This is a genomic window from Fulvivirga lutea, assembly GCF_017068455.1.
In the GTDB taxonomy this organism is placed as follows: domain Bacteria; phylum Bacteroidota; class Bacteroidia; order Cytophagales; family Cyclobacteriaceae; genus Fulvivirga; species Fulvivirga lutea.
In genome coordinates this window covers 2,596,478-2,611,203 of sequence record NZ_CP070608.1, presented here as the reverse complement: position 1 = coordinate 2,611,203, position 14,726 = coordinate 2,596,478, and the positions used below count along the sequence as shown (strand labels likewise).

Annotated in this window: 9 protein-coding genes; 6 read left to right on the top strand and 3 right to left on the bottom strand. The window is 36.4% G+C overall.

The annotated features are described in order from the left end of the window. Together JR347_RS11695 and JR347_RS11690 are read left to right on the top strand one after the other, a co-directional pair. Window positions 1-1,005 carry a porin family protein gene (locus JR347_RS11695; RefSeq protein WP_205720789.1) on the top strand — a complete coding sequence of 335 codons (1,005 nt, stop codon included), beginning with the start codon at window positions 1-3 and terminating at the stop codon, window positions 1,003-1,005. Continuing rightward, entirely contained in the window at window positions 989-3,517 is a 2,529-nt protein-coding gene (locus JR347_RS11690; protein WP_205720788.1) for a CHAT domain-containing protein, read from the top strand. Before JR347_RS11695 ends, JR347_RS11690 begins: the two co-directional genes overlap by 17 nt. Here JR347_RS11690 and JR347_RS11685 read toward each other — a convergent pair whose 3' ends face one another. Together JR347_RS11685 and JR347_RS11680 are read right to left on the bottom strand one after the other, a co-directional pair. Further along, window positions 3,518-4,255, bottom strand: a complete 738-nt coding sequence (locus JR347_RS11685) for a VIT1/CCC1 transporter family protein (RefSeq protein ID WP_205720787.1) — start codon at window positions 4,253-4,255, stop codon at window positions 3,518-3,520. After that, entirely contained in the window at window positions 4,245-5,336 is a 1,092-nt protein-coding gene (locus JR347_RS11680) for an o-succinylbenzoate synthase (RefSeq protein WP_205720786.1), read from the bottom strand. The genes JR347_RS11685 and JR347_RS11680 overlap by 11 nt, the downstream gene beginning before the upstream one ends. Window positions 5,337-5,400: 64 nt before the next feature. Here JR347_RS11680 and JR347_RS11675 point away from each other — a divergent pair, with 64 nt between their 5' ends. After that, window positions 5,401-6,600 carry an S-adenosylmethionine:tRNA ribosyltransferase-isomerase gene (locus JR347_RS11675; protein WP_205720785.1) on the top strand — a complete coding sequence of 400 codons (1,200 nt, stop codon included), beginning with the start codon at window positions 5,401-5,403 and terminating at the stop codon, window positions 6,598-6,600. On the opposite strand, the gene JR347_RS11670 is transcribed toward JR347_RS11675, so the two are convergent. Next, a complete protein-coding gene (locus tag JR347_RS11670) occupies window positions 6,597-8,939 on the bottom strand; it encodes an OmpA family protein (RefSeq protein WP_205720784.1) in 2,343 nt (780 codons plus the stop codon). The two genes, JR347_RS11675 and JR347_RS11670, sit on opposite strands and share 4 nt — an antisense overlap. Before the next feature lie 154 nt (window positions 8,940-9,093). Here JR347_RS11670 and JR347_RS11665 point away from each other — a divergent pair, with 154 nt between their 5' ends. The 3 genes from JR347_RS11665 (at window position 9,094) to JR347_RS11655 (ending at window position 14,720) form a co-directional block, all read left to right on the top strand. Further along, on the top strand, window positions 9,094-9,990 hold the full coding sequence (locus JR347_RS11665) for a mechanosensitive ion channel family protein (protein ID WP_205720783.1): 897 nt from the start codon (window positions 9,094-9,096) through the stop codon (window positions 9,988-9,990). A 100-nt stretch (window positions 9,991-10,090) separates the two neighbouring features. After that, a complete protein-coding gene (locus JR347_RS11660; protein WP_205720782.1) occupies window positions 10,091-13,258 on the top strand; it encodes a hypothetical protein in 3,168 nt (1,055 codons plus the stop codon). Between the two features lie 10 nt (window positions 13,259-13,268). Next, window positions 13,269-14,720 (top strand): DUF4062 domain-containing protein, encoded by a 1,452-nt coding sequence (locus JR347_RS11655; RefSeq protein WP_205720781.1) that lies wholly within the window; start codon window positions 13,269-13,271, stop codon window positions 14,718-14,720. The last annotated feature ends 6 nt before the right edge of the window (window positions 14,721-14,726 follow it).

Sequence of the window (14,726 nt, the reverse complement as noted above, 5' to 3'; positions counted from 1 at the left end):
ATGTATTTATTACAGAAAAAATTTAATGTGCTGGCATTTTTTGTTGGTGTATTAATTACAGCAAATTCTTACGGTCAGGGCTGCAGCGATGCTGGTTTTTGTACAATGGGTGCTATGAAACCAAGCCAGATCTACACGAAGAAAATTAATTTCAAATTACGTTCAGCTGAGTTTAGCTACGGTCAAGGAAATACAACAATAAGTCCTAAAATAACAGCTGCCACAGTAGATTTAACTTTTGGCATCAACGAGGTAACCTCTTTTCAGTTAAAAGTGCCTTATTATTGGGTTACCGGCAACTTGGGTGAAACATCCGGGCTCTCTGATATCTCTTACAGTGTTACAAGGAACGTATACTCTACCGAACAATTTCATATTAATGCCACGTTAGGCGGGAAAATCCCAACCAATGCTTCTGATCTGGATAGCGATGTGAAATCGCAGTTTATTACTGACGGATTGCCGGAAGGTACGTCTACAGATTTGCCTATGTATTATCAAACTAGTTTGGGTAGTTGGGATTTAGTGGCAGGAGCATCTTACATAAGTCAAAAATGGATGTTTGCCACAGGTATTCAAATTGCTTTAACAGAAAATGAAAACGACTTTAGGTATGAGCAATGGGCTGAATATCCTGACGATAATTATTTGCGTGATAATTTTCTAGCCAATGACCTTAAAAGAGGTACGGATGTAATGTTACGTGTAGAGCGTGCATTCCATTTTTCGAAGTGGGATATACGAGCAGGCCTACTCCCCATTTTCAGAATTACTAAAGATGAAATTCTGGACACAAGAGCTGGTTCACCCACTGAAGGTCAGCGCATAAAGGTTGATAAAACTACTGGATTGGCAATGACTGCTTTGTTAAATGTGGCTTACCACTTTAATACAAACAATAGCATTAGCGGAATTTACGGACAAAAAATTACGGATAGAGATGTGAATCCTGATGGATTGACAAGGGACAATGTATTTTCTATAGGATATGTTGTTAGGTTCTAAAATTTCTATATCAACCATAAGCCTCTACATCTTACTAAGTGCAAGTATACATGGGCAGGAAGTGTGTGTAACTCTTCAAGAAAGATTAAACTCAGGAAACCTACTAGAAGTCGACCATTTATTGGATAAGGCTCAAATTCAGTGCCCTGATATAGTGGGACAGATTTATTTGAGAAAAGGGAATAACGAACTAGCCGAAAAATTATTCAATCAGACACTAAAAAAAGCCCAGCCGGAAACTGCAGATTATGCCGATGCACTGAACAATTTAGGTATAATATATTGGAATACCGGTAGTGCTAGTAAAGGTGTTGAACATGTGGAACAAGCTCTAAAAATTCGCCAAAAACTTTTTGGAGACAACCACGAAAAGGTTGCTGCTTCTTACAATGATCTGGGACTAATTTTAAATTCAACCAATACCGACTTAGCACTAGATTATTATGAAAGTGCCCTCAAGATTTATAGAAACATCTTTGGAAATTCTCATGAAAAAACTGCTCAGGGCTTAATTAATACTGGTATTGCCTACAGGAATTTAGAACTTTATGGTGATGCTTCAATAAACTTCAACGAAGCATTAAAAACGTGGAAAGCTTTGTACCCTGATGGACACCCAAATGAAGGATTTATTCATATAAACATCGGGCAGACAAAACAACAAATGCAAGACCTCGATGGGGCACTAAAATCATATCAGGAAGCACTCAACTTGTATAAGCGATTCTATGGCGAACAGCACCCTGAAGTTGCCTCTACTCTTAACCTGATAGGCAACATTAATAACATTAAAGGAGAGTTTGAAGAGGCCATTAATCTCTATCAGCAAGCTTTGATAGCCAATACAAAGGGTTTTAATTCTACTGACATTGAAAAGAACCCCAATGTAAGCGACTACCTAAGCAGCAACACATTGCTCAATTCTTTATTCTATAAGTCTAAGGCATTTGCTGATTTACATTTTAATAAAACTTTAAAGTTCAGTGATCTAAAACTCAGTTTAAGCACCCTCCAATCGTGTGACACATTGGTAGATAAAATTAGGCAAGTGAGAACCAATGAAGCAGACAAAATAGCTTTAGGTCAGCTCGCTTCCTCGGTGTATGAAACAGGTGTTGAACTCTGCAAAGCCATGGGTGATGTTGTCATAAAAAAAGACGAATACTATGCCCTGTCATTCTATTTCGCGGAAAAAAGTAAGTCCGCAGTATTACTAGAAGCTATTGCCGATGCCAAAGCCAAATCATTTGCTGGTATGAGTAATGCCGAACTTGAGAAGGAGTTATTTTTAAAGTCGGAGATCGCTTTTCTGGAAAACTCAGCATTACAAGAAGAAGATGACGTTCAAAAAGGAAAGCTCCAATCTCAACTATTGGAGGCCAAAACTAACTACAACCAATTTATTGAAGAGATAGAAGAAAAATACCCGAAATATTTTGCACTAAAGTATAATACATCTTTACCTACTATTGAAGAAGTTCAAAGTAAGCTATCGGAATCACAAACCATGTTAAGCTACTTTTGGACAGAAAACTCCAAAAGAGTCTACATTTTTGAAATAACGGCCGACAAATTTAAACTGCATAATAACCCACAAACGGAAGAGTTTGATAAATACATAAGTGGGTTTAGAAATGGAATTTACTTTCGTGTTAAGCCTACTTATACCTATACTGCCTCAGAATTGTATGATATCGTAATACCAAAAAGGCTAGACAAAAACACTACCAATTTGATTATTGTACCTGCAGGTAGATTAGGCACAATTCCTTTTGAAGCACTTCTTACGGATAAAGTAAAAGATGATATGAGTTTTGCAGAGATGCCGTATTTAATAAATGAATATAGTATTAGCTACTCTTATGCGAGTGCTTTGTTTGTAGCGGAAAAGCCGAAGCATTCTATGATGGAAGAAAAGGCTTTCTTATGTGCACCCGTAAACTTTACCGAATTACCTAATTTACCCGGAAGCAAAAAAGAGCTTGAAGATTTAAATACGATTCTAACAAATAAGGGGTACGGCACTGAGAGCCTGTTAGAAGCAAATGCAAATGAAAGTGAAATTAAAGTGCAGGATTTTAGGCAGTATAAATATGTACACCTGGCAACTCATGGCTTGGTAAATGAATCTAACCCCGCTTTGTCAAGAATCTATTTTAACTCGAGTTTGATAGAAGATGGCAATCTATTTACTGGTGAAATTTATAATCTTCAATTTGATACCGATTTGGTGACTCTCTCGGCTTGTCAAACAGGATTAGGCAAGCTATCAAAGGGTGAAGGGGTAATTGGGCTATCCAGAGCATTGCTGTATGCAGGAGCTAATAATTTAGTGGTATCCTTGTGGAGCGTTTCAGACGACTCTACAGCAGATTTAATGAAGTCATTCTATGAAAACATGAACTCATCAAACTATGGCCTCCCTCTTAAACTGGCCAAAACTGAATTGATTAAAACCAAAAAGTATGCGGAGCCCTATTTTTGGGCACCTTTCATACTTATTGGTAAATAATTACAAAAAGTAATACGCCAATACCTCACCCACATAATAGGCCAGAAAGGCCGCCAAACCACCTAAAAGGAGTGTTTCAATTATTCCTTTAGCCCAATTTGTTTCAGTAACTATACTTTTTAAATAGCCTACAAACATTAACGCTAAGCCTGTTGATATGCAGGATATTAGAAATAAATGATCTGTATTTAGATTAACTGTGGCAGCTAGTAAATAGGAAATCAGAGGAATAATGCCAATAACATTGAATGATAAAAATGTGGCAAAGGCTGTCTTAAAAGGTGTTTTGTCATCTTTGGCCAATTCCAGTTCTTCTTTCATCATCGTATCGACCCATACTTCCTTGTCCTTCGTTATCACCTCAACCACCTTATCCAGTAACTCTCCTTCAAATCCTTTAGCCTCATAGATATCACGTATCTCCTGCACTTCCCTATCTCGCAAATTCTCAATTTCCCAATATTCTACAGCCTTGTGCTTTTCATAATTGTCTCTATCCGCTTTAACCGAAAAATAATTACCTACGGACATACTAAAGCCGTCCGCAATAAGATTTGCGAAACCAAAGATGATTACCCAATAAAGTTCTGCATTAGCCCCTGCTGCACCTGCCACAACTGCAAATGTGGTAATTACTCCATCAATGCCTCCGTATACAAACTCAGAAATATAATCCCTGTTAAAGAACCATAATTTGCCTGTAGAATGAAGAGATGCTTCTGAAAGTTTACTCATCATCTAATTCTGTTAAATCCCACTCCTTAGTTTGATCATAAAAAATATGGCCTTTTTTTATTGTTAATGGCGATTCGAAATTATTCTCGTACAACTTGCCCGTTCCTAAACCCTGATGACCTTTAGCTTTTAATTGATACGTAAACTGGCAAATGGCATTCAGTCCAATGTTAGATTCAAGAGCTGACGTAATCCACCAACCTATTTTCATTGAATCGGCAATTTTAATCCACTCCAACGATGACTGAAATCCACCAAGAAGTGTTGGTTTAATAATTATATACTGAGGCTTTATTTTTTTGAGTAGCTGTTCTTTGTCTTCTTTTTTATGAACACCAATTAATTCTTCATCCAAGGCAATATCAATTGGTGGATTAACACACAGTTCAGCCATTAAATCATGCTGCCCTGCAGCTATAGGTTGTTCAATGGAGTGAATGTTCTGAAAGGCCAATGTTTTCATTTTGTAGAGTGCTTCGTGAGGCTTAAAAGCTCCATTGGCATCTACACGCAACATAATCTGTTGATTGTAATATTTGCGTCTCACGTAATTGAGAATATCCACCTCTTTCTCGAAATCAAGAGAACCAACTTTCACTTTTAAACAATCAAATTCTTCAACAATCTTATCAGAAATTTGAAGTAGCATATTCTCCATATGCCCCATCCAAATAAGTCCGTTTATTGGAATTTGATCTTGAGATGAGAAGAATGCATTATTGAATATCATTCTTTGACCACCGCCCTTCAAATCAAGTAAAGCCACTTCTATGGCAAATCGTAAACTGGGGTAATCGTACCCTGCTATTTGAAAAGCAAAATCATAAATTGCATCAGCATTTGGTGGCAAATCAGCTCCATTGATCTTCTCTGCAAGAAGTGTTATGCTCTCATCTAAATTTTCAAAATCATCTATACTCAATTTCGCCAATGGCCCACATTCTCCTATGCCAACTACAGCAGGATTAGACTCCTCCCAAATTTTAAGTAAATACGTTTTTTTCTCTCTAAGTACACCCCGCGATGTGCCAGCATCAAATTTGAATTTTAAAGTGTGAGGTATGAGTTTCGCTTTTAATGCCATATTAACCGACAAATTGAATTTAAAATTAGAGTTAATCAAATATACGAACCTATATTTGCCGACCATGAAAAATCTACCAGCAAGTATTAATCTACAGGATTACACCTACGATTTACCTGAAGATAGAATAGCTAAAGAACCATTGGCAAACCGATCAGATTCTAAGCTATTGGTATATAAAAATGGTGAAATTTCGCATTCACTATTCAATTCAATTACAGATCAATTACCGCCTAATTCTCATTTGGTTTTCAACGACACCAGAGTAATTCCGGCACGTTTATTTTTCACAAAGGAAACAGGGGCACTAATTGAAATCTTCCTATTGGAGCCAGTAGCACCCACCAATGAAATTGCATCTGCCATGTTGGTTAAAAAACGGGCTACATGGAAGTGTCTGATTGGTAATCAGAAGAAATGGAAAGATGGACAGCAATTAACCAAGACATTAACAGATAAAACGAGCATCACTGCCAACCTGGTTGACCGACAAAACCAGATTGTAGAACTATCCTGGAACAACGATCTGGAGTTTGTTCATGTGGTAACTGCAGCCGGTCAAATCCCACTACCTCCTTATATTAATAGAGAGGTTACTTATGAAGATCAAGAACGCTACCAAACCATTTACTCAAAGTTTGAAGGGGCTGTAGCCGCACCTACAGCAGGCCTCCATTTTGACGAACTTGTAATGAGTAAAATGAAGCAAAAAGGCATTACGAATGATTATGTAACGCTTCATGTTAGTGCCGGCACTTTTCAACCTGTAAAAACTGAAAATGCCTTAGATCACAATATGCACTCAGAACAAATTGTTATTACCAAGGAATTTGTTCAAACATTAATTGAAAAGGAAAACATTATTTCAGTAGGCACAACATCCATGCGTACACTGGAAAGCCTCTATTGGTATGGCGTTAAACTCATGTCAGGTAAAAATGACTTTATGATCGAAAAATTATATCCATATCAACATAACAGTGCTACTCTTCCTACCAGAAAAGAGTGTTTGGAGATTGTTTTAAGCTACATGGAAAGAAACAGTTTAGAAAAAATAACAGGAAACACAGAAATCTTTATTGTGCCGGGTTATCAATTTAAAATGTGTGACGGGTTGATTACCAATTATCACTTACCTGGCTCCACTCTTATACTGTTGGTGGCTGCGTTTATTGGCGATAACTGGCGAGAAGTATATAAAAAAGCGCTAGCCAATGACTACCGCTTTTTAAGTTATGGAGATTCCTCTTTGCTGTTACCTTAAGGCAGGCTTCTACCGGTAGTTCTTAAATCTACCAATTGCACCTCTACTCTTCTGGCCTCCTGCGGGTTTCCTTTACCTTCAGTGGCGCCATAAGCTTTAGCAATTATTCTTCTTCTAACAATTTCTCCTTTTTGATTGATGAAATCTAAAACAGCAATCGCTCTCTCGTTTGATAATTTCTTATTTAGCTCCTCATCGCCTTCAGCAGAAGCATAGCCAGATATTTGCACTCCCAACTCAGGGTTCGACTTCAACTTGGCGATTACATTATTTAGTTCATCAAAATATTCGCTTTTTAGGTCGCTTTGCCCCACATTGAAGTAGCATTTAACAACTTTGTCTAACAAGGCTTGATCGTAACTCTTAGCCACTTCTTTAGGCATATTCTTCTGACGTTCAGCCTCCTCGGTCACATACATTGTCGGCAAAGAGAAAATTTCATTTCCATCAATTACCTTGCGTTCGAATTTGCTTTCGTCACTTTCATCGTAATAATAAACCCTGGTAGCCTCTTCCAGTGCATCATTATTTTTAAAGACAATGTCATCAATTGAGTTGGTCTCATAAATCAAGTCAGTTAGGTAGCTAATAGCCTCTTCATCGTTAGCAGCCATTAAATCCGTCATCAAGTCATAAACATCAATACTGTCATTCTTAATCAGCTTTGACTCATGTGCTCTTCGTATGCTGTTAACGGCATCTTCGTGTGTATCGTAAAAGGCATTTTTCACTTCAACTGATTGTCCAACCACAACATCAAACTGCTTGATGGTTTTTAAATAAATTTCCTGATACAATTCGTAGAAATACGTTTGTCCCGGTATATTGATATTCAATGTATATGGCAGAAACCCATCAGACTCAATAATCATGTCATAGTTTTTGGCCGGAGGTAAAATAATCAGATAATTACCCGTAACAGGATCTGGCTGATACACGAAGTCTAACTTCTTCCCGGATTCAACGTCAACCATATATATATGTGTTGGCAGGGCTTTACCAGTCTCACCGTCCAATATTCTTCCTTTGATCATTGTTAATGGCACATTAGCCTCCTCTTCAGGCATGTCGATAGTATAGATGTCCTGGCCACCAATTCCGCCCTTCCTATTTGAAGAAAAATACCCTTTTCTACCATCTGCAGTAAGGGTGAAATAGTTGTCATCAGAAGTAGTATTAATTGGGTAACCCATATTTTCAGGGTTCGTCCATTCCTCATTAAAAAGTCTGGTAACAAATATATCTCTACCGCCTATTGTGTTATGACCATCAGATGTGAAAAACAATGTCCATTGATCTGGATGGATAAATGGTGCATCTTCATTATATTTTGTATTGACCTTTGGTCCCAAGTTTTTTGGTTCGCCCCAGGCACCCGATTCCAATTTATCAACAACATAAATATCCATACCCCCATAACCTCCTGAACGATTACTAGCGAAGTACATTCTTTTACCATCAGGAGTAATACTTGCCGTACTTTCTAAAAATCTGGAGTTAATTTGATTACCAAGCGTTACGGGTACCGACCAATCTGAACCTGACTTGTCGATAGAATATAGATTCCCTGAACCATTTGGACCTCCAATGAAGATAAGCATTCGCTGACCATCTGCTGAAAGACCTGCGGTACCTACATTATAATCAGATGTAATTTCTATTTTCTTGGGCTCAGACCATACGCCAGAAGTATTGTAGGAAATATAAATTTCTTCAATAAAATCTTCATTAGATCTCGTTTTACCAGTATTAGGTCTTAAGGCTGTGTAAGCCATTACACTTTCATCTGCAGACACAACAGGATTATATTCTGTGTATTGAGAATTTATGACTGCACCGAAATTATTTATTTTAATATCTCGAGGGCTACTAATAAGTAATAAAGCATTGTTGGCTATTTCAAGAGATCGCTCTACACGCCTAATTTCTGCAGTTTGGTTCTTATCCAGCGTGCTTTTGTACTTTTGGTAGTATTCTATTGCTTTTTCTATTTGTTCATCTCTATGATATGCAGTGGCCAATTTTTCATAAGCCATTGGAGGCAGGCGATCCACACCAAGACTAATCGCCTTTTCTAAATAAGGGATAGCCTTTACTTGTTCATTGATATTAATTGATTCACTGTAACAAACCCCTGTATTATAATAAACTAAAGGGTCATCTTTTACACCATCTTCAATGGCTTTGAGATATAATTTTAGTGCCTCATCATAATTTCTGATATTGAAATACTTATCAGCACTGTAGATTATTTTACTCGTATTTTGAGCATTAACCTGGGCTACCAAAAAAATTCCGAGCAATAATGTAATCGCCCTGAAGTAGTCTAACGTTCTCATTGTTTCAATTTTTATAATTATGATTTAACAATCAACCAATTAAATTAATAGTAAAAATTGGTCAAAACTATCATTTTAACCGCTAAATTAAGCATTTCTAAATTATGAATGCTTGAAATTTTAATATCTTAATTGAATTGCTAAGATTTGAGCTATGGAAACATTTAAAGAGGTGATAAAAAGTATTATTGAATTCTTCGAGGAATTCGGGTACTTCTTTACCACAAAACTTTTCTCATTGGGCCAATCTGACATTACACTAGTTACCATTGGTTATCTGCTAGTTTCTGTAATTGGCTTAGTGTATGTTTCTAACAAACTAAGCAAGTTTATCGGTCGCTCTGTTCTTAGGCGCTATTCTGCCAGTGAGTCTACTGTTCATACCATTTCCACCATTATCAAATACGTGATTTTGGTTATTGGCTTGATGGTGATTGTTCAATCCGCTGGAATCGACCTAAGTACTTTAAGCATCTTGGCTGGTGCTTTAGGTGTTGGTATTGGTTTTGGTTTGCAAAACATTACTAACAATTTCATTTCTGGTGTAATCATTTTATTTGAGCAACCCATCAAAGTTGGTGATAGAATTGAAGTTGCCAATATTAAAGGGGATGTTACTAAAATATCTGCCCGAGCAACAACCGTACTTACCAATGATAATATCTCCGTAATTGTACCAAACTCTGAGTTTATTAGTTCAACAGTAATAAATTGGAGCCATAACGACAGAAATGTTAGTTTCAGATTCCCAGTTGGCGTATCCTATAAAGAGGATCCAAAGAAAATAAAACAACTACTGCTAGAAGTAGCAAAAGAAAACCCCGGTGTATTAAACACTCCCGAACCTGATGTACTTTTCGATGAGTTTGGAGACTCCTCGCTAAATTTCTTTTTAAGGGTATGGACAACAGATTATACTAGCCGCCCCAACATACTAAAGAGCCAATTATATTATTCTATCTTTGAAAAGTTTCATGAAAACGGTGTAGAAATACCTTTTCCTCAACAAGACTTACATCTAAAATCAGGTTTTGAAAATCTTAAAAATTAACTAAATTGAAAATATAAGGTGTTTTTAAGGAATATTCTTTTATTAAAAATATTAGAAAATCCTCAAATATTACATAACTTGACCTGATTATTGCAGCTACATGAAAATCAAACAAACCTTACTCAGCGTTCTTAACGTTAATGAGGATGAGTCAACACGAGTTTTCTCATTGCTTGGTATGGGTTTTTTCATAGGTGTCTTTCTTGCCACTTTAGATGTAGGAGCCTCAGCACTTTTTCTTAATAATCTTGAAGAAGGTCAAATTGAAGAACAACTTCCTTTAGCCATACTTTTTGGTGGTATTCTAGGTGTAATATTTACTGCTTTATATAACTTCTTTCAAAATAGGGTAAGCTTCAAAATGCTTGGTTTAGGTTCCCTATTAGCCATCACCATGGTTCTAATGGGTATTGAGTTTGCATTTAGAAATATGTCAGACCCTCTGCCAATCTACTTCTTTGCATTTTCATTCATCGTACCTGCAAACTTTATCGTGCTTCTTGTTTTTTGGGGCTCGTTTGGGCGTATGTTTAATTTAAGACAGGCAAAAAGGATAATCGGGGGTATTGATACAGGACAACTAATAGCTTCTATTTTAGCGCTTTTCTCTATTCCTATTATAGTCAATTACATTGCTGAGCAGGATCTGTTATTTATGAGCTTAATTGCTATTGGTGGCAACTTTCTGATGTTTTTATATATAACAAGGAGTAATTTATTTCAAAAAAGAGAAGGCACACCAACATATAGCATATCGTATAGCAAGTTAATACAAAACCCTTATATCGCTTTAATGGCCCTATTTGTGGTAATTTCCATGGTGGCCATCAACTTCGTTGATTACTCATTTTATAACGTAACCAAGGCCAGGTTTGAACCTAATGAATTAGCCAAGTTTTTAAGTTTGTTCGAGGGAACTGTTGTAATTTTTAGCTTCTTATTCCAAACTTTTGTTACTGATAAAATAATTGCCTTATACGGACTAAAAGTATCTCTCTTAATTAATCCAATACTACTGGCAATTTTCACTTCAATTGCAATACCTATTGGTTACTCATTTGGTTTTTCGAAAGAAGCAGGGGACGCAATCATCTTCTTCTTTATTGCTATATCAATGAGCAAGCTGTTCATTTCATCTTTGAAAGATGCCCTGGATGGCCCCGCTTTCAAATTGTACTTCCTTCCCGTAGATAGTTCCATCCGATTTGATGTACAAACCAAAATAGAGGGTGTAGTTACAGCTTTTGCAGGTTTAATTGCTGGTGCGTTAATCATATTAATTAACAAGGTAGAAGTATTTTCATTGATTAATATCTCTGTATTTACACTTCCTATATTACTTCTATGGTACTTCGTAACGAAGAAAATGCATAATAACTATCGTAGTACGCTGCAATCAACACTTATAAAAAACAAGGAGAAGGCAGATAGTGGTATGGAGCAGCAATATGCAGTGAATACCGTGCTCGAAAATGAAATTGAAAGTAAAGCCGATGATAAAATTATATATGGCTTACGACTAATGGAAAAAATAGAACCTGCAATATTTGAGTCTTCTATAATTAAAATGCTGGATAGTGATTCTCCAAAGGTTAAAAACTATGCAAAAGAGCGCATTAAAAAGCTGGATATTGAATTCGATAAAAATACTGAACTAAGTAAACTAGCGAAAAAAGCAGCACAAGAAAGTGAATCGAGTGACTTAATATCCGTACCTGCAGAGAAGCTAGGTAAATTGAGTAAGTCAATAAAAAGTGACGACCGTATTCTCGCGGCTAAGTTACTTCGTAGATTAATTACACCTCAGAACATCTTTATCCTGCTAGAATTACTGCGTGATATTGATCCCAGAGTTAAAATGGAAGCTATTATCACTGCCAGAAAGGTCAAAAGGCCTGAAACATGGGGTATTCTTGTGGAACTCTTAAACTCTCCTACTTTTAGCAATGCAGCCACATCTGCTTTAGTTGAAGCAGGTGAAGCGGCATTATTTACTCTAGAGTCAGCTTTTCATAAAAGCGGACAGTCCGACCACGGTAAACTTAAAATTGTTCAGATAATTGGACGAATAGGTGGAGATCGTGCAGTAGAACTGCTTTGGAACAAGATAGAACATCCTGATAGAAGAATTGTACATCAAATCCTTAATTCATTCAGATATTTCAATTATCAAGCTTCGGAAAGACAAGTTACGGTACTAACCAATCTGCTTGAAAACGAAATGGGGAAAGTTTTATGGAATTTGGCCGCCCTAACGGAAATACCCAAACAAGAGCAATTCAAGTTTTTAAGAGATGCCATTAAAGAAGAAATAGATACAAATTATGACACATTGTATATGTACATGTCTATTTTGTATGACCCGCAATCTGTGCAGCTTGTTAGGGAAAATATTGAGTCGAATACATCTGAAGGTATAGCTTTCGCCATTGAGCTTTGTGATTTATTCGTTTCTCAAGAGTTAAAGCCGAAATTATTTCCATTAATGGATGACATCCCTATCAGCGAAAAAATTGTGCAGCTACAGGGTTATTTTCCAAGAGAGAATTACAACCTCATACAAGTGTTAAATTACCTTTTAAATAAAAATTATAATCAGGTAAATAGGTGGACTAAGGCCTGTACAATACATTGCCTTGCTTTTGTAGATGAGTTCAGAGCAAGTAGAGGTTTAATAGCACAGCTTTTTAACAACGATAAATTATTGCAGGAAGTAGCTGCATGGGTTATGTATTATAAAGACCCTGAAGCTCTGGATAGGATTACCGAAAGATTAAAGCCAGAAGCTAAGAAATTTTTATATGATACCGTTGAAAAAAACAAACTTCAGGAAGGTTTGAATGACGGTTATTTTATGGCTGTTGAGATGGTCATGTATCTAAAATCGGTGGACTATTTCAAAAATATTAAAGGTCTACTATTATGTGATGTAGTAGATAAAATGGAAAATGTGAACCTGAAAGCTGGTGAGCGATTGATTGTTCCGCAGGTTGAAGAGGAAGAAAGAATTTATGTGGTAGCGGATGGCGAAGTTTTCTTAAAGAAAGATGGTAAGGAAGTTAAAAGATTAAAGAAAGGCCATGTATATGGCAAACTTTTCAATTTGGAAAATAGCTTAGAAATAAATGAAATTGAGGCTTTTGGTAACTCAGTCGTTTTCCATTGCTCTGTATATGATTTTTATAATGTGATGGCTGACCATCATGAACTTGCTCAAGGATTTATTAAAAATATTGCAAAAACAAAAGGCTCGGAAGTAGCAGATTAAAATAGTTTATATGGCTTTTGATATTGACGTACTAATCATTTATGCGAATGATGATAACCAGCAATCTGATTCAGATTTAGGTTGGGTAAATAACTTTAAAAAATTTTTAGAGTTAATGCTGGTTCAGGTTTTAGGTAAAAAACCTAATATCATGTTAAAATCTGAGCATGACAGTATTACTGGTGCAAACTTAAAAAAGGTTGCAACCCTTGTACCTATCCTATCCCCTGCTTTTATTGAATCAGGTGAGTCTCTCGACACATTGGAATCCTTTTTTAAAGCTGTAGGAAAAGCCGAAGTAGATAGAGTATTTAAAGTAACTAAGAAGCCTGTTTCTTTAGAAGAACAACCAGCAAAATTGAAAGGCCTATTAGGCTATGACCTTTTTGACATAGATTCTGAAACCGGAGAAATTGATGATTTTGTCGATTTCTTTAGTCCTGAAGCTGAAAGAAGCTTTTGGATGAAAATGGTGGATTTAGCCTATGATATCCATGAAAGTTTAATTGTTTTAAATGAATTGGACAGAGCTTCAGAGGTGAAACACCTTTTCGAACGAAGATCAATTTATTTGGCTGAAACTGGTTATGACCTATCCATTCAGAGAAATATTATCAAAAGAGAACTTCAAAGACACGGCTATAAAGTAATGCCTGACCACACGTTACCTCAAGAGGTTGAAGAATTGAAGAAGGTAGTAAGCAAAGAATTGGAAGAGTGTTCTCTTTCTATTCATTTAATCGGCAGCTCATATGGCGATATTCCTTCTGGTTCTGATAAATCAGTTGTTGATATTCAGAATCAAATTGCTGCCGAAAGAAGTGCCAGCTTAAAAGACAAAAGCAAGTTTTCAAGACTAATTTGGATTTCAAATCAGCTAAATCACGCTAGTGAAAAGCAACTCGCTTTTATAGAAAATGTAAAACGCGATCTTTCATCATCTGAAGGAACAGAGATACTACAGACAGCATTAGAAGATTTCAAAAATATTATTAGGGAAGAACTAATTGAAGTTGGAATAGATAAGCGAATGGGCAAAGCAGTCTCACCAGAGAAAAATGGCAAGCCTTCAGTTTACGTTTTGCACGATAAAATTGATGAAAAAGAAGTTGAGCCTTTAAAGAAAGAAATAGAAAAAGCTGGATATACTGTTCTAGCACCAAGCTTTAAAGGTGAATTACTTGAACTTAGACAAGATCATATTAATAATTTGAGAAGTTTCGATGCCGCTGTTATTTATCAGGGTAAAGTAAACAATCAGTGGGTAAGAATGAAGCTACTCGACCTATTAAAAGCTCCAGGATTCGGAAGAAGGAAACCTATTAAAGGTAAGGCTATTGTGAGCAGTCGTGAAGACAAACTGGATATTAGCGCATATAAAAATTATAACGTGACCCTTATTGACGGCAATGGAAACAATTCTATTGAAGGACTAAAAGGCTTTTTGGAAGAACTAAACTAGTAAGGC